26 protein-coding genes and 9 tRNA genes are annotated in these 24,806 nt (G+C 39.8%); all 35 read left to right on the top strand.

Annotation, left to right across the window (positions count from 1 at the left end):
• Window positions 1-101: 101 nt before the first annotated feature.
• The 35 genes from KQI75_RS12210 (at window position 102) to KQI75_RS12040 (ending at window position 24,497) form a co-directional block, all read left to right on the top strand.
• Entirely contained in the window at window positions 102-1,415 is a 1,314-nt protein-coding gene (locus KQI75_RS12210; protein ID WP_216471073.1) for a hypothetical protein, read from the top strand.
• Window positions 1,412-2,425, top strand: a complete 1,014-nt coding sequence (locus KQI75_RS12205; protein WP_216471072.1) for a phage lytic cycle repressor MrpR family protein — start codon at window positions 1,412-1,414, stop codon at window positions 2,423-2,425. Before KQI75_RS12210 ends, KQI75_RS12205 begins: the two co-directional genes overlap by 4 nt.
• Before the next feature lie 14 nt (window positions 2,426-2,439).
• The gene (locus KQI75_RS13855) at window positions 2,440-2,715 is read left to right on the top strand and encodes a helix-turn-helix domain-containing protein (RefSeq protein WP_216471071.1); all 276 of its coding nucleotides are present in this window, start codon (window positions 2,440-2,442) and stop codon (window positions 2,713-2,715) included.
• Between the two features lie 28 nt (window positions 2,716-2,743).
• Window positions 2,744-2,914, top strand: a complete 171-nt coding sequence (locus KQI75_RS13850; protein WP_407927191.1) for a helix-turn-helix domain-containing protein — start codon at window positions 2,744-2,746, stop codon at window positions 2,912-2,914.
• 5 nt (window positions 2,915-2,919) lie between these two features.
• Window positions 2,920-3,144, top strand: a complete 225-nt coding sequence (locus KQI75_RS13845) for a helix-turn-helix domain-containing protein (RefSeq protein WP_216471069.1) — start codon at window positions 2,920-2,922, stop codon at window positions 3,142-3,144.
• Window positions 3,131-3,337 carry a helix-turn-helix domain-containing protein gene (locus KQI75_RS12185; RefSeq protein ID WP_216471068.1) on the top strand — a complete coding sequence of 69 codons (207 nt, stop codon included), beginning with the start codon at window positions 3,131-3,133 and terminating at the stop codon, window positions 3,335-3,337. Before KQI75_RS13845 ends, KQI75_RS12185 begins: the two co-directional genes overlap by 14 nt.
• Window positions 3,338-3,455: 118 nt before the next feature.
• Window positions 3,456-3,529 (top strand) — tRNA-Gly (locus tag KQI75_RS12180).
• A 452-nt stretch (window positions 3,530-3,981) separates the two neighbouring features.
• Window positions 3,982-4,057, top strand: a tRNA-Gln gene (locus KQI75_RS12175).
• 19 nt (window positions 4,058-4,076) lie between these two features.
• Window positions 4,077-4,766 (top strand): Sak single strand annealing protein, encoded by a 690-nt coding sequence (locus KQI75_RS12170; protein ID WP_216471067.1) that lies wholly within the window; start codon window positions 4,077-4,079, stop codon window positions 4,764-4,766.
• Window positions 4,767-5,129, top strand: coding sequence for a hypothetical protein (locus KQI75_RS12165; protein ID WP_216471066.1), 363 nt, complete (start codon window positions 4,767-4,769; stop codon window positions 5,127-5,129).
• Window positions 5,123-5,974, top strand: coding sequence for a PD-(D/E)XK nuclease family protein (locus KQI75_RS12160; RefSeq protein WP_216471065.1), 852 nt, complete (start codon window positions 5,123-5,125; stop codon window positions 5,972-5,974). Before KQI75_RS12165 ends, KQI75_RS12160 begins: the two co-directional genes overlap by 7 nt.
• A gap of 1 nt (window position 5,975) precedes the next feature.
• Window positions 5,976-7,874 (top strand): CHC2 zinc finger domain-containing protein, encoded by a 1,899-nt coding sequence (locus tag KQI75_RS12155; protein WP_216471064.1) that lies wholly within the window; start codon window positions 5,976-5,978, stop codon window positions 7,872-7,874.
• A 13-nt stretch (window positions 7,875-7,887) separates the two neighbouring features.
• Window positions 7,888-11,103, top strand: coding sequence for a PHP domain-containing protein (locus tag KQI75_RS12150; protein ID WP_216471063.1), 3,216 nt, complete (start codon window positions 7,888-7,890; stop codon window positions 11,101-11,103).
• Between the two features lie 3 nt (window positions 11,104-11,106).
• Window positions 11,107-11,340, top strand: a complete 234-nt coding sequence (locus tag KQI75_RS12145; RefSeq protein WP_216471062.1) for a hypothetical protein — start codon at window positions 11,107-11,109, stop codon at window positions 11,338-11,340.
• 129 nt (window positions 11,341-11,469) lie between these two features.
• Window positions 11,470-11,554: transfer RNA gene (locus KQI75_RS12140), tRNA-Leu, on the top strand.
• A gap of 111 nt (window positions 11,555-11,665) precedes the next feature.
• Window positions 11,666-11,738 (top strand) — tRNA-Thr (locus tag KQI75_RS12135).
• Between the two features lie 6 nt (window positions 11,739-11,744).
• Window positions 11,745-11,819: transfer RNA gene (locus tag KQI75_RS12130), tRNA-Lys, on the top strand.
• Between the two features lie 377 nt (window positions 11,820-12,196).
• Window positions 12,197-12,272: transfer RNA gene (locus KQI75_RS12125), tRNA-Met, on the top strand.
• 112 nt (window positions 12,273-12,384) lie between these two features.
• A tRNA-Leu gene (locus KQI75_RS12120) sits at window positions 12,385-12,473 on the top strand.
• 66 nt (window positions 12,474-12,539) lie between these two features.
• Window positions 12,540-12,628: transfer RNA gene (locus KQI75_RS12115), tRNA-Ser, on the top strand.
• Between the two features lie 90 nt (window positions 12,629-12,718).
• Window positions 12,719-13,360 carry a hypothetical protein gene (locus KQI75_RS12110; protein WP_216471061.1) on the top strand — a complete coding sequence of 214 codons (642 nt, stop codon included), beginning with the start codon at window positions 12,719-12,721 and terminating at the stop codon, window positions 13,358-13,360.
• A 452-nt stretch (window positions 13,361-13,812) separates the two neighbouring features.
• Entirely contained in the window at window positions 13,813-14,931 is a 1,119-nt protein-coding gene (gene tnpB / locus KQI75_RS12105; RefSeq protein WP_216471060.1) for an IS200/IS605 family element RNA-guided endonuclease TnpB, read from the top strand.
• Window positions 14,932-15,107: 176 nt separating this feature from the next.
• Complete coding sequence (locus tag KQI75_RS12100; RefSeq protein ID WP_216471059.1) at window positions 15,108-15,608, top strand: hypothetical protein; 501 nt, start codon at window positions 15,108-15,110, stop codon at window positions 15,606-15,608.
• A gap of 221 nt (window positions 15,609-15,829) precedes the next feature.
• Window positions 15,830-15,913: transfer RNA gene (locus KQI75_RS12095), tRNA-Leu, on the top strand.
• 31 nt (window positions 15,914-15,944) lie between these two features.
• Entirely contained in the window at window positions 15,945-16,667 is a 723-nt protein-coding gene (locus KQI75_RS12090) for a DUF7666 domain-containing protein (protein ID WP_216471058.1), read from the top strand.
• A gap of 152 nt (window positions 16,668-16,819) precedes the next feature.
• Window positions 16,820-17,683 carry an SPFH domain-containing protein gene (locus tag KQI75_RS12085; protein ID WP_216471057.1) on the top strand — a complete coding sequence of 288 codons (864 nt, stop codon included), beginning with the start codon at window positions 16,820-16,822 and terminating at the stop codon, window positions 17,681-17,683.
• The gene (gene thyX, locus KQI75_RS12080; RefSeq protein WP_216471056.1) at window positions 17,683-18,357 is read left to right on the top strand and encodes an FAD-dependent thymidylate synthase; all 675 of its coding nucleotides are present in this window, start codon (window positions 17,683-17,685) and stop codon (window positions 18,355-18,357) included. Before KQI75_RS12085 ends, thyX begins: the two co-directional genes overlap by 1 nt.
• A 68-nt stretch (window positions 18,358-18,425) precedes the next feature.
• Window positions 18,426-20,573, top strand: coding sequence for an anaerobic ribonucleoside-triphosphate reductase (gene nrdD / locus KQI75_RS12075; protein ID WP_216471090.1), 2,148 nt, complete (start codon window positions 18,426-18,428; stop codon window positions 20,571-20,573).
• 4 nt (window positions 20,574-20,577) lie between these two features.
• On the top strand, window positions 20,578-21,126 hold the full coding sequence (gene nrdG, locus KQI75_RS12070; RefSeq protein WP_330655583.1) for an anaerobic ribonucleoside-triphosphate reductase activating protein: 549 nt from the start codon (window positions 20,578-20,580) through the stop codon (window positions 21,124-21,126).
• Window positions 21,127-21,408: 282 nt separating this feature from the next.
• Window positions 21,409-21,822 carry a hypothetical protein gene (locus tag KQI75_RS12065; protein WP_216471055.1) on the top strand — a complete coding sequence of 138 codons (414 nt, stop codon included), beginning with the start codon at window positions 21,409-21,411 and terminating at the stop codon, window positions 21,820-21,822.
• Between the two features lie 23 nt (window positions 21,823-21,845).
• Window positions 21,846-22,280 (top strand): dUTP diphosphatase, encoded by a 435-nt coding sequence (locus KQI75_RS12060; protein WP_246566651.1) that lies wholly within the window; start codon window positions 21,846-21,848, stop codon window positions 22,278-22,280.
• Entirely contained in the window at window positions 22,261-22,803 is a 543-nt protein-coding gene (locus KQI75_RS12055) for a PDDEXK family nuclease (RefSeq protein ID WP_216471054.1), read from the top strand. The genes KQI75_RS12060 and KQI75_RS12055 overlap by 20 nt, the downstream gene beginning before the upstream one ends.
• On the top strand, window positions 22,800-23,087 hold the full coding sequence (locus tag KQI75_RS12050; protein ID WP_216471053.1) for a hypothetical protein: 288 nt from the start codon (window positions 22,800-22,802) through the stop codon (window positions 23,085-23,087). The genes KQI75_RS12055 and KQI75_RS12050 overlap by 4 nt, the downstream gene beginning before the upstream one ends.
• Window positions 23,088-23,098: 11 nt before the next feature.
• Window positions 23,099-23,938 carry a hypothetical protein gene (locus tag KQI75_RS12045; RefSeq protein WP_216471052.1) on the top strand — a complete coding sequence of 280 codons (840 nt, stop codon included), beginning with the start codon at window positions 23,099-23,101 and terminating at the stop codon, window positions 23,936-23,938.
• Window positions 23,925-24,497, top strand: coding sequence for an AAA family ATPase (locus tag KQI75_RS12040; protein ID WP_216471051.1), 573 nt, complete (start codon window positions 23,925-23,927; stop codon window positions 24,495-24,497). The genes KQI75_RS12045 and KQI75_RS12040 overlap by 14 nt, the downstream gene beginning before the upstream one ends.
• Window positions 24,498-24,806 lie beyond the last annotated feature (309 nt).

Below are 24,806 nucleotides of genomic sequence, written 5' to 3'. Positions count from 1 at the left end.
ACAAAGATTTCACAGTAGAGCGGATATAGTTTTAATAACACAGTGCGGAACACGGTCGGTTTAGGATTGTTTTCCAGCTTGTTCGCTGGGGAGGAGTTTGTATGAAAGATCCGAGAAAATTGCAAGACATATTGCAAATGCACGCATTAAATGACAAAGTACAACGGGTAATCCAAAGCAAGCTGGTAGATACAGGTTTGATTTCCCGTAACGAGTTTGTTGACGCTTTCCGTGGTAACATTTTGGTTGAGCAACAGAATCCGGCTGTGCTGGCTGCGGTTTACACAACGATGTATGAAACGTTCCCAGAGGAATGTTTCCCGAATCCAAATGAATTATTCGAACAGAAGGAATTAGATGCTAGGTTTCTTTTAAAAAAGGAAGCCGATCAGTTTGCTTCTTTCCCGTTTGTGTTCAAAGACGTAGTGAAACTAAGCAGCAAACAAGAATTTGTTTTTGAACTGACGTATCAACAGCTCTCACAAATGTCTCAGCATCATCTGATAAAGATCAAGCCGGATATGCAGAGAGAATCTGTTATTGTCAAAGTCGGCAATGTCAGTGTTCCGTGTGTTTCTTTTGATTCAAATAAAGCAAAGGAAATTACAGATAGTATTTTAGCAAACAAACAGTTCGTAACAACAGTACGATTTCATCTTTTGCCAGATCCGACTGATCGAAACGGCTCCTTTGCTTATGACGCAGAGCACAAGGAATTAACAGTAAAAAAGGGAATGCTTGTAAACATAGATGGTAATCATCGTGTGAACGCTATTCTGGATGCACTGTATTACAATCCTTCTTTGACTGGCTGTGTTGTGGTGTTATTTACAATCGGAGACGCGCAGATTGCAAGGGATATTATCATACAGGAAGAAAAGAGAACTCCAATAGACCAAGACCATGTTGCGTCTATGAGAAATATTGCCGCAAATGAAATCATTGAGGAAATCAAAAATGATCCTTCTTTTTATGGTGATTGGGGATTCTCAAAAACTGAGCAGCAATATGTTGCCGGTACCGGAGTCTTTATTGAGAGTGTTTTTGCAGATGCTCTTATGAAGGAGTTTAATATTGGAACAAGAATCACATCGAAGAACAAACGGCAGCTTGTACAATATTTGCTTGAGGTATTGAAAGCATATCAGATATTTGTTGAGCAGACGTATATTGACTACTACCATCAATATGCACAGCATTTGAACAGGCTGATGGTTCGACCGCAGTTTGTGTACGGATTATTTTATGTTGCAAACAAGATTGTCTCAGAAGATGATTGGGAAGATTTGCTGGAACGCACTGTTCAGAACATCAACTACGAGACAAATACACGAGCTGTGTGGTTTGATTACGAGAGTATATGTCGAGATCGCTTTAGAAAAGCATATGAAAAAGCAAAGGAAGGAACGCCATGACGTTATGGTATCACGAAGATATTAAGAAACAGTTTATGGAATCTTTAGATAAAGAGTCCGAGCGTTTATTTGCAATCGCTTTATTTAATGGCGTTGCAAGCCTTGAGTACAAATACGATTGTGATCTCTGTGACTTTTCCAAGAGCATGTTGATTGCAACCTTTAACACGTTGGAATGGAATAATTACTCAACTTTTATTGTATACAGATGTGCTTTGAAGTCGTACACAGATTGGTGTATCAAGTGTAAAATATCTACTGTAGACAGTCCGGCAGCAGCAAGTTTTGAGTTCGACAGCTTGATTACAGCCGCAGACTACTCGTCAAAATATTTTCACTCAGAAGAATCCTTTCTTGAGTGTGTCAAGATTGTTACGCAAGATGCAGGGTTTTATGTTATGCCAATCGCGTATCTGTGTTTTGCGTGGTTAGGATTTGATCGAAAGCAAATTGCTCTGATAAAAAAAGAAGCAGTTGATTTTGAAGCAAGAACTGTAACTTTGGATGGAGTTTATACTGCAACAAATGTTTCTGATGGAATACTGTCTTATTTAAAGATGGCTATTGACCAGACCGAATACGATCCTGTGGGTGCTACAATTTTTCCTGAGCAAAAAGCTATTGTATTAGCGGAAAGTCCGTACATTTTGCGCAGGACAAATCAAGTTGCAGAGTGCGAACCTACGCCTGTAACAAGTGCTACTTTGGACAACATGTATCAAAAAATATTGAGAGCAAAGGAGTGCTTAAAAGGATACGATGCTCCGATCATGTTTGCGCGGCAGAAAAGCCTGTCTTATAAAGACGTTATGTTCGCGGGCAGAGCGTGCAAGCTGAGACAATGGGAAGAAAAGCATGAGGAAGCCACGATAAAAAACAGACATTCGTGGGCGAAGGCATTGAATCTTTGGGATAACAAGAGACAATTAGCAAAATACAAAGCATATTCTTTCTTCCAGACGTACCAAATTTGGAAGAAAGAAAACCAAAACGATATAACTTGGAAGTAAGAAAGTGATGCGCGGTGGGAATCTACTACAAAGTGAACATTTGTCAAAAGCTGAGAGAAGCGGGATATACTTCTTATGGTTTGCAAAAAGATGGTATCCTAAGCACTACTATGTGGACTAGATTAGCCCATCGCAAATCTATTTCGTGGCGCACACTAGACAAGATTTGTGCTTTATTGGAAATGCAACCCGGAGAAATCATCGGCTACGAGCACGAAAACAAAGTTTGTACGATTCTCCAAGTGCAACCGGGAGAGCTGTTCGGATATAGAGAGGATGAAGGAAAATGATTCGGTATAAGTAAATATTTGCGATGAATTGAAAAAAGCCGGATACACTTCATACAAATTGCGTAAAGAAAACATAATGGGTTCCACGGTGTGGGGAAAACTGCATCGACAAGAACCTGTTTCGCTAAAAGTATTGGGCACAGTGTGTGGTTTGTTGAATAAACAGCCAGAAGATCTGATCGAATTTGTAAATGGGTGAATGTTATGGGAATCTATTATAAACAAGACATCTGCGAACTGTTGCGTAAAGTAGGGTATACATCGTATACCCTACACATGAAAGGAATTTTGAGCTATTCTGAATGGACAAAAATGGAAAAGCACAAGTTGATTACTTGGAACACATTAGACAGGATTTGTACGCTTCTTCAAGTACAACCAGACGATCTGATTGGATATAGAGAGGATGAAAAAGATGATTCGCTATAAGACAAATATCTGCGTTCTTTTGAAGGAAGAAGCGGGATATAGCTCGTATAGATTAAAAAAAGAGAAAAAAATGAGTTCCGCTACATGGTATAAATTAAGTAAAGGTGAGCCTGTTTCTTTAAAGGTTATCGAAAATCTTTGTCATCTCCTACATAAGCAGCCGGGAGACTTAATCGAATTCGTAAATGGATAACGTAAACAAGAGGAATTTCAAAAAAATTTTTGAAATTCCTCTTGACTTTACCTTGTTAGATGTGTATAATATTGTTTGTAAGGTAAATAGTATTCACAAAATAATAATTCAATTGTTCGCAGATATAGTTTATTGGTAGAACTCCGGCTTCCCAAGCCGGAAAGACGGGTTCGATTCCCGTTGTCTGCTCCATAAAATCAGAGTTTTATATATCATTTTTTCCTTTCTCCCATTTCAAACGATGTAAAAACTCTTGGTTTTGAGCCATACTCCCTGTGGCGGCTATAACAACACAGGGTTCTATTCGGGAAAGTTAAGGTCATCCCTTTTGCTTTCCGCCACAGACGGTCTAACAGCGACCATACAATTAAATAACCCGTTGTGTTTCCGTCACAACGGGACATGGGAAGGTATCCAAACAGTCAAGGAACTAATATCCGCGTATTAGAGTATTAACAATGTAGGTGCAAATCCTACCCTTCCCTTTAATCTTCTCTGCACAGATGCACTTTTCTTCTCCGTTTTTATTTGTGATTGTGATTTTTTGCAGGCCATGTTCGTCTTTCGTGTGCATCTGTGGTATATCTGCCAGCTTCGGCTGGCAGATATAATAAAAGATCGGCTAATAGTATTAACAATAACATGGAACAGTAGCCAAGTGGTTAAGGCATCGGACTTTGACTCCGACATTCGCAGGTTCGACCCCTGCCTGTTCTGCCATAATGAAATCTAACCCTCTATGAGGGCTAAATTCTTTGTAAAGGAAGTTAGTAAGATCGACCAGCAAGGATTTTTAAGTCTGTATCATACAGACATTTCGGACAGAATCAAGAAGAAGAATGGCATGGATTATCTTTCTTGGGCTTCTGCTTGGGCAGAACTTAAAAAAGCTGATCCGGACGCTACGTTTGAAGTCCATCGCAACGAAGATGGAAGATTCTGGTTTGATTCTCCGGGGCACGGAGCATGGACGGAAGTTTCAACTACTGCTTTTGGAAAAACATATACAGCAATTCTGCCGGTTATGGATTTTAAAAACAAGGCCATTCCGGAAGATAAAGTAGATGTCATGGAAGCTAACAAGTGTATGCAGCGTTGCTTTGCAAAGTCTGCCGCATATCACGGCATCGGTTTGAAACTGTATGAAGGCGAAGATAATATGCCGGGAATGGCAGCAAAAAAACGTAAAGCTGCCAAAGCCAATCAGTCGGCATATACAGAATCAGTATCTCCGGAATTAAAAGCCAAACACAAAGAGATTGCAGATTTGTGCCGGAAGATTAACCAGAGTGGTATCGCAAGAGAAAAGATCTTTGATGTTGTAAGAGAATATAACAACGGAGATCGCAACCAGAATACAATCAAAACAATTGAAAATTGCGAGAAAGTATTAGCTGCTTTGAACCAGTTGAAGGAAGGAAATAATTAAATGGCGTTATGGTGTGAAAATACATATTTATCCGTGTGGAAAGTAGAGACTGACGGCGATAAAGTTTACGCCAGATTTTCTTCATCTTCGAAAAACAAAGAAGGAAACTACGAAAATGATTTTTCAGCCCGCGCACTTGTCGTAGGACAAGCTAAAAAAACATTGGCAACTTCCTTTGACTTTGCTAAAAACGGCAATAAGCCATTGTTTGTAAAAGCAAAAGTAAAAATTACGAACAATTATGATAAAGAGAAGAACCAGATGTTTTGGAATGTGGTTATGATTCAGGCAGAAAATTTTTCGCGTACCAGCGAATCAGAGAACGATGAAGACGTTTCAGAAAACGATGATGCTCCGTGGTAATTCTTCCAACAGGGAAGGAAAACTACGAAGATTTTCTTAGGAGATTTAATTTTTCGTTTTCCAGTGTGAATAGTTTTAACAATTGTCCAAGATGTTTTTGGCTGACATATTTGCAGAAACCAAAGCTGGACCGCGAAGAAAATGCATTTGCCCAGTGGGGAACTTTTATGCACTCACTCTATGAAAGATTCTATCGTGGGCAATTAGATTTCTTTGACGTGTGCGAAGAATACGACAGCAAATACAACAACCAGATTACATTAGCTTTCCCGAAGAATCGCTGGGTTGATTTAGGTAAAAAGTATTATGAGTCTGGTTTAGAAGCTCTGGAATCTTTTGTAGATCTTCCTGAAAATATTGAACTGGTCGGAACGGAAATTAAAGTACAACTAAAAATTGATGGAATTGCTTTTGTTGGATTTATCGACATGGTTTTACGAAACAAAGATACACAAGATCTGATTGTTGTAGATCATAAGTCCAAGTCTAAATTCACATCAAAACAAGAGCAGAAGGAATATGCTCGTCAGTTATACTTATATTCTCTGGCGGTAAAAGAAAAGTTTGGAACATATCCATCAAAGTTAGTTTTTAATATGTTCCGTGCTGGACAGATTGTTGAAATAGATTTTTCTGAATCTGATTTACAAGAAGCAATTGATTGGTTTACAGAAACAGTAGGTCAGATTTTTTTGGAAACATCTTGGCAGGACAAGATTGCTACGGAATACAAAAATAAAGACTTAAAATTGGCTGCTTTTAAAAAGCAGGACTTTTTCTGCAACGAATTATGCAGCATGAGGAAGTATTGTCAAAGATCAAAGGATTTCAAGAAGGACGGATAAATTGATCGTAGATAAAAAGACAATTCAAAGAGCAAAGCAAAAACTTGGAGACAGAAATGCTATGCTGATCGCAGAAATTCTGGGAGTAGAGCAGTTTGATTCTCGGAATTTAAAAGGGTTGTGTCCTTTTCACGCAGAGGATACTCCTTCTTTTATCTACGATAAAAAAGGCTATTACATGCACTGCTTTGGCTGCGGCAAATCGGTGGATATAATTGAAGCGTATATGAGCACTGGTCATACATTTTTAGAAGCTGTACAGTTTCTTTTTGACCATGCTCGTATACGATATAATTTTGGAGAGCTTGGTGTTAAAACACGCAGGGCTTATAAGTATCCGAAACTTGAACCTTTAAGTGATAAGACAAAAGTATATGAGTATCTGAGCAAGCGTAAAATTTCCCCGAAGACTGCTGATTACTTAGACATTCGGCAAGACGCAGAAGGGAATTGTGTATTCAACTATTACGATACAAACGATGTATTAACGATGGTAAAATACCGACCCTCTCACCGCGTGGATAAGTCGAAGAAAGAGATTAAAAATTGGTGTCAAAAGAACGCTGATACGACTCCACTTTTGTTTAACATGAACAGAGTCAATACTACAATGCCACTCCTTATTACAGAAGGAGAACTCGATTGTGCAGCAGCAATTGAAGCCGGTTATTTAAACACAGTTTCCGTCCCTCTGGGAGCCAACAATTATCATTGGCTGGAAGAAAACTGGAATTGGTTAGAAGAATTCGATTCCATTATTCTGTGCTCAGACAATGACGAAGCTGGAAACAAAATGCGCAAAGAAGTTTCAACGCGACTTGGCACGTGGAGAACACGGTTTGTTGAACTGCCTTTAAGTGTACAGGATAAACCAATTAAAGATCTAAATGAGCTGCTGTATTATGGCGGTCCAGAGCAAGTTTTGGATGTTGTGTTAAATGCAAAAGAGAATCCTGTGGATACGGTAATCAATTTTGCAGATATTCAAGCCGTGGATTTAGCTGATATGGATGGCATTCAGACAGGGTTCCAAGAATTAGACAAGGCTTTATTTAAGCTGTTTTACGGTACACTGACCATCGTAACCGGCATCAACGGTTCCGGTAAATCATCTTTTTTATCTCAGTTGGTTTGCAATTCTTTGGAGCAAGGATGTAATGTTTTTCAGTATTCCGGAGAGTTGCCAGCATTCCAGCAAAAGACATGGCTGAATCACATCTTAGCCGGAAGATACCATGTAAACAAATACATGGCTGGTAATATTGAGTATTTCAAAGTGAATCCAACTGTACAAAAAGACATTGACGCATGGTGCAACGAACGACTTTTTATTTACAAAGATGGTCAAAGTCACTCTCCACAAGATATGTTGAACACCATGGAAGCTGCTGCACGTAAATACGGATGTAAACTGTTCATCATTGACAACCTAACATCTCTAGCAATGGGCAGCCGAGAGAAGGATCGTTGGGACAATCAAGAGAACTTTGTCAGGCAGTTAATATCATTCGCGGTAAAGTTTCAGGTCGCTCCTATCTTAGTTGTCCACCCTCATAAGATTGAAACCATTCGTAGACTGACGAAGATGGATGTACAGGGTGCTGGCGGTATGATAGATTTAGCACACCGTATTTTGAGTTTGTACCGTGTGCAAGCAGCGGATCGTGAACCAACCGGTAAGAAAAAAAGAATATTAGAAGGTGATGTCGTGTGCGATATTTTAAAAGATCGTATGCGTGGCTATGAAGGACAATCTATTGAGTTCTTCTACGACAAACCTTCTCGCAGATTCTTTACTGATTATGAGGACTTGTATTTTCAATATGGTTGGGACACGGAGAAACATGATAGAGAAGAAGATCCAATCCCTGTTCCGCAGTTAGAAGACCGACCGATTTAAGAGGAAAATTATTTTGATTGTTTATCAAAACTATCATAGACATACACAACACACGAACCCATTGGTTCCGGACAGCGTTGCCACCAATGAACAATATGCTTTAAGAGCAAAAGAATTAGGACACGGCATCTTATCTTCTTGCGAACACGGGTATCAAGGGAGATATATCGAGTGTTATAATCTGGCAAAAAAATATGGATTAAAATTTGTACAGGTTGCAGAAGCATACTGGGTCAAACGCCGTGATCCAGCATTAGCGGACGGAACAAACTGTCATATTATTATTGCTGCGTTAAACGAAGCAGGGCGCAAGCAGATGAATAAGATTTTATCAGAAGCAAACCGCAGCGGATTTTACCGCAGAGCAAGGTTGGATTTAGAGTTGCTGCTTTCTTTTGATCCAGATAATGTGATTATTACCTCAGCTTGTATTGCTGGGTGGCGGTATGACGATGCAGAAGAAATCATGCTGACGTTATTTGAGCATTTCGGAAATCATTTTTATCTGGAAGTCCAAGCACACAACACGGAATCTCAGCGTGAACTCAATAGTCGAATCAAAAGGATGCACAATAAGTATAAGATCCCTTTGATATACGGGTGCGATTCTCATTATATCCATGAGGAAGATACCCAAGAACGTACAGATTTTTTGTATTCGAAAGAGATCGAGTATCCGGATGAAGAAGGTTGGTACTTAGATTATCCAGATGGAGATACTGTGTACAAGCGTTTTGTAGAGCAAGGAGTTTTATCTCATGACGAAATCATGGAAGCTCTTGGCAACACAAACGTATTTTTGCAAGTAGAAGATTATCATAGTGATATTTTTAATCAAGAGATCAAGTTGCCAACCTTGTATCCTAACTTGACACAAGAACAAAAAGATAAAAAATATCAAAGTCTTGTCTGGAAATGTTGGGAAGATTACAAAAAACAGGTTCCGATTTATCTGTACTCTACATACGAAAAGGAAATCAAACGAGAAATCGACATCGTAATAGAGTCTCACATGGCAGACTACTTTATCTTGAACTATTATATTATCAAAAGAGGTAAAGAACTTGGCGGTGTAATTACATCAACTGGGCGAGGCAGTGCCGTTTCATTTATTACAAATCGTCTGCTGGGATTTACCGAGGTAGATCGTATTACTGCTCACGTTGAAATGTATCCGGAAAGATTTATGTCTGCGACCAGAATTTTGGAGACTGGCAGCTTGCCGGATATAGATTTCAATCTCGGCACAATTGAGCCGTTTGCTCAAGCGCAAAAAGAAATCTTAGGTGATGACCACGCTTATCCGATGATTGCCCTTGGCACCATGAAAACATCCGCATCATGGAAATTGTTTGCAAAAGCATGTGATATTCCGTTCGAAACAGCGAACGCGGTATCAGAACAATTGAAGAAGTATGATCGTGCTTTGAAGTATAGTGATGATGACGAAAAAGATAATATATCTATCTATGATTTTGTGGATAATCACTATATAAATCTCGTAAAAGAGAGCGAAAAATACAATAAAACTGTAGTTTCATGGAGCATCGCTCCGTCTGCATATTTGTTGTATCAAGGCAGTATCGAAGAAGAAATTGGACTTGTTCGCATCAAAGATAAAATGTGTTGTTTGATGGACGGTCACTGGGCAGAGGACAACCGATTTTTAAAGAACGATCTTTTGAAGGTTGTTGTTGTTGACTTGATAGATCAGGTTTTCAAAGAGATTGGGAAACCCAGATTATCAGTAGATGAACTGTTGCAAACATGTGTTCCGACAGACAAAGCATGGAATGTATATGCTACTGCGTGTACCATGGGTGTCAATCAGGTAGAGCAATCGGGTACTGCTGGGAGAGTAGCTAAGTTCAAACCAACAAACATCGCAGAGCTGTGTGCTTTTGTAGCTGCGATTCGTCCGGGATTTAAGTCGATGTACAAAAAGTTTGAATCTCGAGAACCTTTTTCATATAACATTCCATCTTTCGATAAGCTGATTCAGACAAAGTGGATGCCAAATTCTTTTGTTTTGTATCAGGAACATATCATGCGCACACTGAACTATGCAGGTATTGTCATGTCAGAATGTTACGCTGCTATTAAAAACATTTCCAAAAAGCGTGTAGAAAAAGTCTTGGTGTTAAAAGAACAATTCACACGCGGGTTTGCTCAAGCCTTAACAGAGAAGGAATCTATGTTGCCGGATACCGCACGCAGCGTAGCTGATAAGGTCTGGCAGATCGTAGAAGACAACTCTGGCTATGGGTTTAACGCAAGTCATGCGTATTGCGTCGCCTTAGACAGCTTGTATTGTGCATATCTAAAAAGCCATTATCCGACAGAATTCTATGGTGTATACATCAGACTGATGACGGATGCTGGTAAAAAAGAGAAAGTACAGGCTGCGCAAGGAGAAGCTGAGTCTTATTATAGAATCAAATTTCCACCATTTAGATTCGGTCAGGATAACTCGCAGATCGCAATTGATGCTGAAAACAAATCTATTTACAAATCGTTGTCATCTATTAAAGGCTTTAACAAGCAGGCAGGATTGGTTTTAGCAGCGGTCAGAGATAATCAGTATAACTATCTATCCGACTTACTGATAGAATTACGTCCTCATAAAATTACATCGACCGTAACAAAATTGTTGTGTAAGATAGACTACTTCGAGCAATTTGGCAATCAAAGAGAAGTGTCTTCTATTATAGACATGGCGGAATATTTTGATTATGGTCTCAAAAATAGTGTTCGTGAATCTGTAATCACGGGCACTTACTGGGAAGACAGTATCAAAAAACATTCTACAAACATTGGCAAAAAGGGAAATATTTTAAAGACTTATACAATTCAGGATTGCTTGGCTGTTATTCATGATGCAGAAGACGTTATCAAAAATGCACATTTGACAGATGTAGACTTAAAGGTTAAGATTCAAAATCAAAATGATGTGCTGGGCTATATCAGCACACAGACAAATAGAGAAGAAGATCGCCGGTTACTTATTGTTTTAGATGTGCGAAAGCTGATAAGTAAGACTGATAATCGCCCTTGGGGATATGCCATTGAGACTCAATCCGTTGGTTCTGGGAAACATGGTCGCATGACTATAAAAGCAAATGATTATGACGAGCAGCCAATCAGTAAAAGCGATATTATATACGCTGACAACGTATACAAAAACAGGTCTGGATATTGGTATTTAAACCAATACACAAAGAAAGGATAATTTATGAGAGATTTTTTTGAGGTAGAAGCAAACGTACAAGATGACTCAGACATTATTGAGCAAGTATTACTCAATATTGCAGAAGGTGTTTGTGATGAAATTCTGAACCTTACAGATGATCGAGATAGTGCAGATGTATTAACGTCATTGGTCATGTATAGATTGCCGCAAGTGCTGGATTCTTTGTACGATGAAGAATTAGGCACACCGGAAGGCGATCTCTCCGACAACCAGTAAGAGGGTTTATCTATCGAGTCCTCTATCGTATAGAGGACTCGATTAAAAGTTTTCACAATTTTTCGAAATAACTATTGACATTAGATGACAGAAATGGTATCATATATACAGTTAAGGGATATGCGATATGCGGCGGTGATGGAAGGGTAGACATCGCGGACTTAAAATCCGCTGCCGAATAAGCGTATGGGTTCGAATCCCATTCGCCGCACCAGTGCTTCTGCACAACATCTCCTCTAACCTTCAAATCCTTATCTAAGCATGTAGACTCCTAATGAGGTTACGCGTTGTTAGGAGTCTACACCTCTCAATTTTTTCACAATATGCACCAATAGCTCAATTGGCAGAGCAGTTGTCTTGTAAACAACAGGTTAAGAGTTCGAGTCTCTTTTGGTGCTACATATGCGTCATTAACTCAGTGGTAGAGTATCTGCCTTTTAAGCAGAGAGTCGCGGGTTCGAATCCCGCATGGCGCACCATGTCAGCGTATTAACGTTGACAGCGATTGTTTGTCATGTAAGTGTTGATAAGTCCTTTCAGTGTAGTATGTCGTGCATTGAACTGCACGACATACTACACAACAACAACAGGCTATGTCTTAACATGCAGTTGATCTTCGGGAATTTGCAAATATGAAAGTCTTCGTAGCGTATAAACACTATGAAGACAAGTCTAATCGCTAATTATTGCTGACGAATCTAAACAGTAGTTCGAACTGTGACTTTGACTTGAGTTTTCACTTTATGATTATTTCTGTTGTATCCGTTGATATTTTGCGAGTGTTTTCGAGGAACGACTGTATGTTAAGACATAGCACAAAAAAGAACTGCTTTACAGCGAATCTTTTCATTCACATGCTTGCATAGCTCAATTGGTAGAGCATCCGGCTCATAACCGGACGGTTTCGGGTTCGAGTCCCCATGTGAGCACCATTCCGGTGCGCTAACGCCGGACAAATACATTTGTAATACGAATGTAGATTGCTCCTTTATTCAATTTTGATATACCGCGCTCTTAACGCTCTTTGCGCGGTATATCAAATATGTTCCTGTGGCGAAAATGGTAAACGCAGCAGTCTCAAACACTGTATCCTCAATAGAGGTTTGTGAGTTCAAATCTCACCGGGAACACCACGGCACTTCTGTGCTAATGCATTTTTCTTCTATTTTTATTTTTTACTCCCGCTTTTAGCGGGACACGGAGAGGTATCGAAGTGGTCATAACGAGGCGGTCCTGAAAACCGTTTGTCCGAAAGGGCACGTGGGTTCAAATCCCACCCTCTCCGCCACTTGATTCATTTTTATTTTTCTATCCCCATTTTGTCTTCGCTGGACGAAACTTCGTCCAGCGAAGGCTCCTCAACAGAAAGGAAATTTCAATGACCGAAGAAAGCATGAATATTCACAAAGCTCTTTGTGAATTAAAGATTTTAGATGATAGAATCCACAACGCAATTAACACTAACAATTTTGTTGTAGCAGTTAACAAAACTGCGAACCAGATTGATGGTGTCTCAATTGAACAGTATGCGGACAATATTAAAGCAGCGAATCAGAAGATTCAGAGTTTGATTGCACGGCGTTCAGCTATTAAAAGAGCTGTCGTTTTATCGAATGCTACAACAGAAATCACGGTTGCTGGAAGAACTATGACTGTTGCAGAAGCGATTGATGAAAGAAACAATGGCATTGCTTTGCGTAAATCATATTTGACGGCTTTGGCAGCAAGTTATCACAGCGCAGATTGCGAATTGGAGCGTAACTCCGGAGAGAATTTGCAAAACAAATGTGAAGCGTATATCCAATCTTTGTTTGGTGTCTCTGATAATGCTGTTAATCCTGATGCTGTTGCAGCGTTAAAGCAGGATTATATGCGCACACATGAGTATATGTTGGTCGATCCGATTGGAGTTCTCAACACTGTAAGTACGCAGCAGGAATACTGCGATAATTTTTTTGCAGAAGTAGATTCTGCGCTGTCAACATCTAATGCGTTGACGGTTATTAACATCAAGTATTAACGGTTACAGCACTTGGCTGCGGCCCGAAAAATCAAAACACTACAATCTAAAATTAGTAATATGTGTACGCATAATAAAACACAAAACTATTACATAATGGTTCATAATTATAAACCACATTCTTTGAACGAAAAGTTTAAGACTCAAAACTCAAAGATTAAATGTTATGTTTCAAAGCTCTTTATTATTAAATTTTACACAGTACAGTTTAAAGAGATGGACAAAATAAACCATACGGGTTGTCCTAAAAGTTTTTTCAAATCTTTGATTAAAGGTTTCGATTTTGTAGTGTATCAGATTTTCCCCAAAGCTGGGTCGTAGCCAATGCTTTCAATATATTAGCCCGTGTAGTTTAGTGGTAAAACAGCCGGTTTATCGCAACATCGCCGCCCCCTGTCTTTAGACATGGGAGATATAAGGTGTAATTCATAAAAAAGGAGATGAATGCAGAAATGGAATACGGCTACAAGTTCCGTATCTATCCCAATATTGCACAAGTGCAACAGATACACCGGACATTTGGATGCTGTCGTTTTGTGTTCAACCACTATCTTGGCCTTCGGAAAGAAACCTACGAGCAGACGGGCGAAACACTGAACTACTCCGCATGCAATAAAGATATGACCGGGCTGAAACAGCAGGAAGAAACCTTGTGGCTCAAGGAAGTGGATGCCACGGCCTTGCAATCCTCCCTCCGGGATCTGGACGATGCCTACAAACATTTCTTTCGGAGGGTCAAAAAAGGTGAGAAACCCGGATATCCAAAATTCAAAAGTAAGCGAAACCATTGGCAAAGCTATAGGAGTAGTTGCTCAAAAAGCAGCATCAAAGTGTTAGAAGGTGCGGTACAGCTTCCCAAGCTAGGTAAGGTAAAATGCCGAATCAGCAAGTCTGTAGAGGGACGTATTCTGTCTGCGACCGTCAGCCAGACCCCAAGTGGAAAATACTTCGTAGCCTTGTGTTGTACAGATGTTGATATAGAGCCGCTGCCATCTACAGGAGCGGCGGTCGGTATAGACATGGGGCTGAAAGCACTTGCAATCACCTCCGATGGCGTGGAGTATCCGAACCATAAGTATTTATCTAAGAGTCAGAAGAAACTTGCAAAGCTCCAACGGCAACTCTCCCGAAAAACAAAGGGGAGTAACCGCTGGGAAAAAGCAAGACTTCGGGTAGCACGACTTTACGAGCACATTACTAACCAACGGCATGATACGCTCCATAAACTGTCCACCGATCTTGTACGGAACTATGATTTGATTGCGATTGAGGATCTGGCTCCGTCTAACATGGTCAAAAACCACAAACTTGCGAGAGCAATCTCCGATGCAGGATGGGGCGAGTTTCGGCGGCAGTTGAAGTACAAGTCAGCATGGTATGGAAAAGAAGTTGTCACAGTGGACAGATTCTTTCCATCCAGCCAGATTTGCTCATCTTGCGGTGTTCAATGGGCGGGAACAAAGGATCTATCTGTGCGAAAGTGGGTCTGCCCGTCATGTGGTGCTTCTCATAACCGAGATATTAACGCTGCAAAGAACATTTTAAACGAAGGATTGCGCCTGCTGGCGTAATCAATACTTACGGTAGGGCGGGACACACCCGGACCTATACGCTCGTGGAGACTGTGTAAGACCCGTCTGTTTGATGGGCTACGGTCAGCGAACCGAGAATCCCCTACTTTAGCTATGGAGAGTGTCAAGGTGTTCAATCCTAGGCGAACCCTCCCCCACGATTTATAGTATTAACAATGAATGCTGTATATTTTACACCAAAAATGATCCGAAAGTTTATTACTGGATCAAGAAAAGTAATTATCGGCACCGATTACCGAGGTGATTATCATGCCGGTAATCTTCCGAAAAGAAAAGAAATTTTATATGTGGCTGAACCTTTTAGAAGAAGGTTCGGTGTGAAAGATGGCTTACAAGTAGAAGACCATGTGCAATATAAAGCAGATAACGAGCTTTTACAAATCAACAAAACAGAGTATCTTACTGATACTTATACAAAATGGCTTCCAGCAAACGCAATGTTAGAACATGAAGCTCGTTTTTTTATTGAGATAGAGTATGTGCAGCATCGCATATTTAAGTCATTAAAGTTATCTGAAATCATTCACGATGGGTCGTATGATTTAGCAAAGACCAATCGTGTTTGGCTGCTGACATTCGGTAGTGTATCTAAAGAGTATATACAGAAATTAGAAGAGCAAAAAAATAAACTGTCTTTTTGGGAGGATATTGATTGAGCAAGACATATAAGTTTGTTTATCAAGGACATCTGGTAGACGAGAACGGAAAACCTTGCGTCCCTGATTGGTGTATACAGGCTTTTAAGGAACATAAGTTATTCTATACTCCATTAGGCGAATTACGTCTTTGGGTAGACGGTAAATCGGATATTCCGATCAAGATTGGTGACACAGTTGTAATTGATTTTCACCATAAAATATATAACACAAGTCGATTTGCAGATGTGACGGAATAGGCAGACGTGCAAGATTTAGGTTCTTGCGTTTGAAACGTGAGGGTTCAAATCCCTTCATCTGCACCATTCAAGTAAATTATAAAAAGGAGGAAGAACGATGAAAGGTTACAAAGGGTTCCACAAAGGTTTAATTTGCCGTGACAAGCAGTACACAGAGAATGCCGTGTTCGAGGAACCAGAAGCGAACATCTGCAAGAGAGGAATGCACTTCTGTAAGAATCCGTTTGATGTGCTAGGTTATTATGACTTTGTATGCGGCAATGGAGAACTCAACGAATTCGCAGAAGTGGAAGCATTGGATGAAGTAAAAACCAATGATGACCGGAAGTTTTGCACCAAGAAGCTGAGAATTGGTACAAAATTATCGCTTGCTGAGTTTATTCAAGTGTGTGCTGAAACAGCAAAAGATTTGAATAACTCAAAAGATTGCGCTGAGATCAGTAGTTCAGAGGATAGCATTCAGGTTGGTGTTATGGGATGTAAGTCCAAGGTTGCTATCACAGGATTTGATTCCAAAGTGGCTTCCACGGGAAATCACTCCGAGGTTACGTTCATGGGAAGATACTCCACGGTAGCCTCCACGGGAAATTACTTTAAGACAGCCTCCACGGGAGAATCTTGTATAATTTGTTGTACAGGAATAAACTCTCGTGCAAAAGCCAAAAAAGGCAGTTGGATTACGTTAGCCGAATGGGAATGGAGCAAAGAAAAAAAAGATTATATTCCTGTTTGCGTAAAAACAGAATACGTTGACGATGAACGTATTCTGGCAGATGTGTTCTATACGATTAAAGATGGAGAGTTTCAGGAGGTGGTTTAGATCGCAATAGTATTTATTCTTATTTGTCTGGCTATCTTTTTTGCTCTTTTGGTGGCGATCAAACTGAGCAGTAAAGTAATTTTCTCTGTAAAAAGAGATCAGCTAAACTTTGAGGAAGAAAAACAAAAGAGAGAAAAAGGAGACTCTAATTCTTGAAGAAGTTAATTATTCCACTGTGTGTTTTTGTCGCGTTAATCGGCGGTATTTATGGCATCAAGCATTTTGTTCGAGTTGATACAGGCAAAGTCGGCGTTGTGTATTCTATGTCAGGTGGTGTACAGGATAAGGTATTAGAACAAGGATACCATTTTGTATCTCCGTTCGAACATGTAAAAGAGTTTACTGTCGGCAATGAACAGCTCATCATGAGTAAAGATTCTCGTGATGGCAGCAAAGACGACGAATCTTTTAAAGTTGCCACTTCTGATAATGCAAGCCTGGCAATCTCATTCCAAATGTCTTATCGTTTCAAACCTGAGACTGTGACGGACACTTACAAGAAGTTCAAAGGTATGGATGGAGAAGACATCGTAGATCAGAGAGTAAAGGCTGTATTAAAGTCTAAAATCTCTGAGGTTACAACAAACTATAGCATGATGGACATCTACTCCGGAGATCGTTCTAAAATCAATGAAGAAATTACAAAGTATCTGAACGACAAGTTTGGTACCGAGTACGGCATTGAAGTGATGGACGCTTCCATTATTGATGTTCATCCGTCTAAGTCTCTGCAAAAGTCTATTGACGCACGTGTACAGGCACAGCAGCAAACCCAGCAAGCACAAGCTGAACAGGAAAAGATCAAAGTAGAAAATGCAACAAAGTTGCTGGAAGCACAGAACGCCGCAGAGATCGAAAAGACCAAGGCCGAAGCAGAAGCATCTGCAAACAGAACAGTCGCAGCGTCAATCACTGATGGTTTGATTCGTATGAAAGAAGCAGAAGCAAGAGAAAAGCATGGTTGGATTACAGTACAGGGAGCGGATACTGTAGTCACGAACGGAGATAGTAATTGATGCAAGTTAAACTAATTGCTTATACGCAAGGTGTCAAGGGGCAAATGCCTCTTGACATCGTGGAAAGATGTGCAAGCGTTTGTTATAACTCCACACCTACAACTACACACAAGATTGCAAAAGGCTGCGCAAAATCCGGGCACATGAGTGTATACGAGCACGTGTCTTTTACATTCATGATTGAAGATGTTTCGCGCGCTTTACTTGCACAGCTTACAAGGCATAGACATGCAGCGTATAGTGTGCAGTCGCAAAGATATTGTGATATGTCTAATTGCAGGTTTGTGATTCCCGACAGCATAGAGAACTTGAAATATGCAGACCCGTATTTTTTAGCATGTTTGGACGAGATAAGAGATACCTATGTGCAACTTACAGAGGACTTTAATGTCCCGAAAGAAGATGCAAGAGCGATATTGCCAAATGCCACACCAACCACTCTTGCATTTACTGTTAACGCTCGTGCGCTTGTGGCAATTTCCGGCCAACGCCTTTGCAATAGAGCACAAAAAGAAATTAGAGAATTATTTCAAAGCATTAAAAAAGAAGTAGCAGTTGTTTGTCCTGAGATTGCTGCTCTTATGTTACCCAAATGTGAACAACACGAGGTTCCGTTTTGTGAAGAATCAAATTGCTGTGGCAAACACAAAAGGTTAACAGAACTCGTAAAGTGAGACGAATTCAATATATCAGCAACAAAATATAATATAATTCACTAGGAGCGTGCTGAAACACGAAAGTAATCAAGAAGAATGGAGAGTTAGAATCTTTTCAGCAAGAGAAGATTGTTAATGCTTGTAAAAAAGCAGCTTCACGAGCTTTAGATTCTATATCGGAACAAGAGTATAACCTAATTTGCGAAAACGTCATAAAAAGAATTATTACAGAATATGGTTCTTTTGATGATTCTATCCATGTCCCCGTTTCACATATGCACGAAGTTGTAGAAAATGTATTATCCGAACTGCATCCTAAAGCCGGAAACGCATATCGTCAGTATAGAAATTACAAGATTGATTTTGTACATATGCTGGATGATGTCTATAAAAAGAGTCAGTCGTTGCAGTATGTTGGAGATGTAAGCAATGCCAATACAGACTCTACAATGGTTTCTACCCAGAGAAGCCTTGTGTATGGCCAACTAAATAAAAACATGTATCGTAAGTTCTTCCTGAATGCAGAAGAAAGACAAGCAGTTGATGACGGGTATATTTACATTCATGATTTAAAAGACCGACTTGACACGATCAATTGTTGTTTATTTGATATGAGCAATGTATTATCCGGTGGTTTTGAAATGGGAAACCAGTGGTATACAGAACCCAAAACATTGGATGTGGCTTTTGATGTGATCTCTGACGTAGCAATGTCAGCAGCATCACAACAGTATGGTGGCTTTACGATTCCGCGAGTAGACGCAATTTTAGCTCCATATGCAGAAAAAAGTTATGATAAATATAGAGCAGAATACATCCAAGCTGTACAAGATTTTAACGTAGAAGCAAACACTTTAGAATTAAAAGCACATGATTATGCGATGCAAAAAGTTCGCAGAGATATGGAGCAAGGTTTCCAATCTTGGGAGTACCGTTTTAATACGGTTGGCAGCTCACGTGGAGATTATCCATTTGTTGCTATTAGCTTTGGCATTGACAGCAGTATTTTTGGACAGCTTGCCACAGAGGTCGCGTTAGAAGTTCGCAAAGAAGGACAGGGTAAAGAGGGACATAAAAGACCAGTTTTATTCCCGAAGTTGACTTTCCTTTACGATGAGAACCTGCATGGACAGGGTAAAGAGCTTGAATATCTGTTTAATAAAGCGTTGGAATGCAGCAGCAAAACCATGTATCCAGACTTCTTATCTCTGACAGGAGAAGGATATATTCCTTCTATGTACAAGAAGTACGGCAAAGTGGTATCTCTCATGGGGTGCAGAGCGTCATTATCTCCATGGTATGAGCGCGGCGGAATGCATCCAGCAGATGAACATGACACACCGGTATTTGAAGGACGTTTTAACCTCGGTGTTATCAGCTTGCACCTACCTATGATTCTGGCAAAAGCAAGAGAAGAACACAAAGATTTTTATGAGGTTTTGACTTATTATCTTGAGATGATTCGCAGTCTGCATCAGAAAACTTTTGAGTATCTCGCAAACAAAAAGGCATCTACCAATCCGCTGGGATATACACAGGGCGGTTTTTATCACGGCACATTGCATCCTGACGAGAAACTTGGAGAATTTTTGCGACCGATGACCATGAGCTACGGCATCACCGCTCTCCAAGAACTGCAAGAACTTTATAACGGAAAGTCTCTTGTAGAAGACGGTCAGTTTGCTTTAGATGTCATGAAGTATATCAATGAATATATTGACAGAATCAAAGAAGAAGATCATATCCTCTATGCTTGCTACGGTTCTCCTGCCGAAAGTCTGTGCGGATTACAAATTCAGCAGTTCCGCAAGAAGTATGGCGTAATCAAAAACGTATCCAGCAGAGAGTACGTTTCCAATTCCTTTCATTGCGGTGTCTGGGAAGATATTACTCCTATTCAAAAGCAAGATTTAGAGGGAAGATTCTGGAATTATTTTAATGGCGGCAAGATTCAGTATTGCCGGTACCCAGTTGATTATAATAGAACAGCTCAAAAAACTTTGATTCGTAGAGCAATGCGAAAAGGTTTTTATGAAGGCTGTAATCTTTCTCTGTCATACTGTGATGACTGCGGCCACCAGCAGCTTGAAATGGATGTTTGTCCCTGCTGCGGTAGTCGTAACATTACACAGATTGACCGTATGAACGGATATATTGGATACACAAAGAGACATGGTAAATCCAGATACAATCAAGCAAAGGTTGTTGAAATCTCGGAACGAAAGAGTATGTGATAGTTTGGCAAATACACAACAAGATAATATTCGTGTACCGTTCGGATATGCTGTGAATTATCATATGGTCCGCACTGACGATATGTTGAACGGAGACGGGCTGAGAGTAGTTCTGTTTTTATCTGGGTGTGAGCATCAATGCAATGGCTGCCATAATCCTGAAACGTGGGATATTAAATCAGGAAGGCCATTGACGATCAGTGTACTTAAAAAGATTTACCAAGAACTCGACAAAGATTATATTTCTGGTATCACTCTTAGTGGTGGTGATCCTTTTCATCCAGCAAACAGAGCGTTTGTTTTGTATCTTTTAAAAGATATTCGCAAGAAATTCCCGACCAAAACCATCTGGATCTACACCGGATATAAGTACGATTTTTTAGTTGATGATAGTTGGTGTCAGGCGATATTATCCTACGCAGACGTTTTGGTTGACGGACGATTTATTTCCAATCTTGCAAGCGTAAATTATCCGTGGGCAGGATCAACAAATCAGAGAGTGATAGACGTAAAGAAAAGTCTGTCGCAAGAAACTGTAATCCTTTATAGTTGAGGTGTGTTTTGTATATTACTGTAAATAATACAACATATTACATTGTTGATATTGTAGCCGAATATGATTGGTTAAACGTCATGTTGACCACTGATGCCAGTCTTGTTGAGACTTATAGACGGTTATGGGCAAATGAATCAACAGAACAGATACTATCTAAATTTCCTGTGTATGTCGTAGCGTGCGATAGACTTTCCGAATTGAGTTCTAGTATTTCTTCTTTTGTCAAATCAGAAGGTTTGTTTGTCCATTCGTGGTACGAAAACGGGGAGCGTTGTAAGTATGATCGTTAATCAATCTGTTATGAATAGATTTCGTAGTTGTCGAAATTTAGATGATGTCCATCGGCTTATGTTTCCTGCAAGTTTTTCACGTTGTACAGAGAGGGAAGCGAGAATAGCAATCTCACAGTTATTTTTGTACAACGGCATTCTAAAAGCATCTGTTATCGAAACTATTATTGGAGCAGCTTTACAACGCAACTATTCTTTTATCAACGTTGTTTCAAACATTTGTATGGAAGATGGTTCTACTATATTGTGTCTGAATTTTTTCGGTACGATGTGGGCGTTTAAATGGAATAACAATACTTTGTTTTTCCCTTGTGAATGTGATCGTGATACAGATATTCAAACCATTCAATTCAAAGCGTGTAAATATTATCAATCAAACCACGTAAGTGAAGACGAACGATAACAAAACAGAAAAGGAAGGATATTTTGGAAAACCAGTTTGATATAAAAATCAAGTATCATACGGATGCTCCGCATGTAAAAGAAAATGCTCAGGGAGATATGTATGATATTTGCGCAGCAGAAACGGTATCGCTCAAGAAAGGTTCATTCTGTTTGATTGATCTTGGTATTTCGATCAAGATGCCGGAGGGTTGTACGTGCTGGATTGTTCCCCGCAGCTCTACTTATAAGAGATACAAAATCATTCAAACAAATTCTGTTGGAGTTATTGACGGTTCTTACTCCGGAAATAATGACATCATTAAGTTTCCAGCACGAGCTGATGAAGATACAGTGATTCACAAAGGTGATTACATCTGTCAGATGTGTGTGACGAAGCGTCCGCCGAGATTGACTTTTACAGAAGTCGATTCTCTTGATGATGTGAATCGCGGAGGGTTTGGTAGCACTGGACGATAAAGCAAAAATTATATTTGATACATATTTGCAGACAAACAAATCATTCGAACTGTTTGCTGGTAAGTACGGTATTACAGATATTTACACAGACAATAACATCAAGCAATTACAACAGGCCATTTATCTCGACTTACGATTAAATAGTAGTCGAACATCGTTTGATGCAGTAGATCGTGACGGAAACTTCTGGGAGTTAAAAAGTTTAAATATCAATAGTAGCAGAAAGGAATTTTCTACGTCTCGACATTTGACGTTAGAGATCCTAGAGCGATACACACAGTGTTTCTGGGCGTTCAGTGTATACAATCAAACTGAGCTGGAAGCAATATATGTAATGCCATCTCATAGCTTGTTTCCGTATTTTTACAAATGGGATGTAGAACTGGAACGTGGCAGATATTTGAATAATCCGAAAATCCCTCTTACATATGTTCAAGAACATGGCATTAAAGTCTATGATCGTATTACAGATATAGTACTCGATCCTATTCTTGCGTTGCAGAACAAGGAGCGAACAAGTTGATTAAAGTTGTTACTGGTTATTGTATTACAGATAAAGACGGTTATATCGTCTTAGTCGGCAGAGAAAAGAAGAAACGCAGAATCGTTACTATCGAAGAGAAAAGTAATGTTCCCGTGTATATTTTCCAATCAAAAAAGCGTGCGGAAACAGCACTTGCTGAAATGAAATCTTTTGATATTAGTTCATCTGCCAACACATATCTGCGGGGAATCTGTCGAATGGATATTCGCAGAAATAAAAACTGTTTAAAAGTTGTACCTTGTACGGTAACTTTTAACTATTAAAGAGGAAACGAATGTATTTAAAAGAAAAGATTTTTGCAGATGAACTGCAACTGATTGAAAACAAAAAGATTCAAGGCTTTGCTACATACATTGTAAATCATTTGCCGGACTATTTTTTTGAAGTTCCGGCATCCAGTACCGGCAAGTATCATTCTGATACTTGCTTAGGTAGTGGCGGCTTGGTTCGGCACACAAAGGCTGCTGTTATGTTCGCAAACAGTTTGATGAACGATACAGAGAACAACTCCGGTTTGAAATCTTTTGACTTTTCTCCAATCGAGCGATCAAAAATTATCACTGCTTTAATTGCTCACGATGGATGGAAGCATGGATTAGAATCCAGCAAGTCAAAATTCACTACTTTCGACCATCCGTTAGTAGCAGCGCGGAAAGTTATCGAACTGTCTAAAGATTATGCAGAACAGTCTGAATGTTATTCACTCGACATGATTGAGATCGGAACATCTATCGCATCGTTGATTGGTTCCCACATGGGAAGATGGAACACAAATTCTCGTAGTAAAGAAGTATTACCAGAACCGAATACAGACGCGGAAAACTTTGTCCATCTGTGTGACTATTTAGCAAGTCGGAGTTTCTTAGATTTTCGGTTTGATAAAAATGGTTGTTCTACTTATCGTCCAGAAAACTTTTGTGTACAGCAAGACATCCATGAAGAAATTGATGCAATCATTTCAGCGGGTAAAGCAGCTATCGAACGTGGCGTATCAGCCCAGCTATTGTACGACACGGTTTATAAACATTCCGGTGTTCGAAATCCAAAAAGAATCAAGGACTCTAAGACCGCCCAGCTTGTAAAAAAGGAGATTGAAAATCTTGTCAGCGAGTAATTTTAATTTCAGCCAGTTAGGTTATATTGTTTTGCTGGTAGGCGAATCTGGCAGTGGCAAAACAACTGTTGCAAATTTCTTTGAAAACAATTGCGGCATGAAGCAAGTAAAGTCATACACAACCAGACCAAAGCGTTTCCCAAAAGAGAACAATCATACATTTGTTAGCGAAAATGAATTTTCAAAATTGAGAAACCTGATCGCATATACAACGTTCGATGGCTACGAATATTGCGCTACGGCGCAGCAAGTTGATGATAGCGATCTCTATGTAATTGATCCGGCTGGTGTAAATTATTTTTACAGCAAATACACCGGAGACAAAATTCCGTTTGTTGTTTATCTGTCGGTGCCAGAAGAAGTTCGCACGGAGCGCATGTTGAAGCGCGGAGACTCTATGGATTCTGTGCAGCGGCGCATCCAAAACGATGACGAGAGTTTTAAATCTGCACACAAGATCGCACATCTAGTAGTCGATGGAACAAAGCCGGTATCAGACATTGTAAAAATAATTTGGGCTGGGGTTCAAAACGATATGTCTAAAGACATAGGTGATTAAGTGTTTTGCGAAATTTGTGGTAAAGAAATACCGCGAAGCCTGTACAGTGGTGCAACACTTTGTTCTTCTGCGTGTTTCAGCGTTTATTTTTGGAAACAAATATGCTCTGAAAAAGAAGAACATCTTATCATTGACGGAGAATGTTATTGTTTAGGGACTCCTGTTTTGTCAACCAAACCAAGCTCAATGCTAGGACATGGTGGCAGACGTTTTACGATTCGCACCTTTGATGGGAAACTAATAGAAACAAATAATTTGTGGTGTAATGGTACAGTACCGCCTGAGTTCAAAGATCAGTTACCAGACAAT

This window comes from Butyricicoccus intestinisimiae (assembly GCF_018918345.1).
In the GTDB taxonomy this organism is placed as follows: domain Bacteria; phylum Bacillota; class Clostridia; order Oscillospirales; family Butyricicoccaceae; genus Butyricicoccus_A; species Butyricicoccus_A intestinisimiae.
This window is presented reverse-complemented; position numbering and strand designations above follow the sequence as displayed.